This window comes from Streptococcus sp. (assembly GCF_032481935.1).
Taxonomy (GTDB): Bacteria; Bacillota; Bacilli; order Lactobacillales; family Streptococcaceae; genus Streptococcus.
Map to the genome: position 1 here is coordinate 1 of NZ_JAWERU010000103.1, position 1,051 is coordinate 1,051.

Sequence of the window (1,051 nt, forward strand, 5' to 3'; positions counted from 1 at the left end):
TGTTTCGATTCCTGACCGTAGAGAAATTTTTGATTGGTTTTTCTTTCTTTACGACTCTCTTTTCTTTCTTCTTTTGCTTCTACCTTGGCTTCTCTAAATTGCTTCTTGGCTATTTTCAATCGTTTCCTAGCATGAGGCAACCGTCTGTCTCTTAATTCTTTGCGATTCAAAAGAAATGGAGGACTATTTTGAAGAATATGATTGTAGTCTTCATTTGCTTGTTTTACTCTAGCCTTTGAAGCTTCTCTCATCTCCTCTAGCTTTTCTTTTATCTCTTTTTTCCATGCTTTTTCATCCAGTACAGCGGAATCTTTTTTCTGTTTCTTCACCTCCTTCTTTCCTTTTTTCAAGAATTTCTTCTCATCTTTTAGACTTCTTCTAAATGCCTTTCGGGCACGTATGATTTCTCTTTTATCCTTCATTTACCTTCCCCTTAATTAGAAGCCATTTTATCAGGATCTGTACTCATGATATCAAACAATTGAGTACCTTTAGGAATCTTATTTTTAAAGGGAACTACAACGGAACCAGCTTTTATCAGTCCTGCACCTTTTTCTGGATTGACTAGGTATTTTTCAAGTTCTTTTGACAATCCTAAGAGTTGAACCAATTCTTCTCGGTCATTTTTTGCTTGCTTGAGGAGAATCATAAATTCACTATTTGCAATAATCCGTCTACCATTTGGATCTAACAATAAGGTTTCGACATTTTGGGTTATCCCAGTCGGACTGGCTCCATATTTTCTGACACGACTCCACAATTTAAAGAAGAAATCACTGGCATATTTATCTAATAAGAGAAGTTGCATTTCATCAAAATAAATCCAGGTCTTCTTCCCTAATTTTTGGTTCCGAACAACACGATTCCATATCTGATCAAACACTACCATAAGAGCGATTTGTTTCAGCTCATCTCCTAACTTTTTAACGTTATAGATTAAGAAGTTAGATCCTGTCTGAATATTGGTCTTATGAGAAAAAATATCAAGAGAACCTTCGACATACAGTTCCATATCAAGTGCCAAATTCTGCGCTTCTTCTTCTGGTTGTTG

General features: G+C 35.7%; 2 pseudogenes. Both read right to left on the bottom strand.

Features of this window, described 5'->3' with window-relative positions:
• Positions 1-422: pseudogene (locus E7C97_RS09560) on the bottom strand (CHAP domain-containing protein); the annotation flags it as partial.
• Between the two features lie 11 nt (positions 423-433).
• A pseudogene (locus E7C97_RS09565) lies at positions 434-1,051 on the bottom strand (VirB4-like conjugal transfer ATPase); the annotation flags it as partial.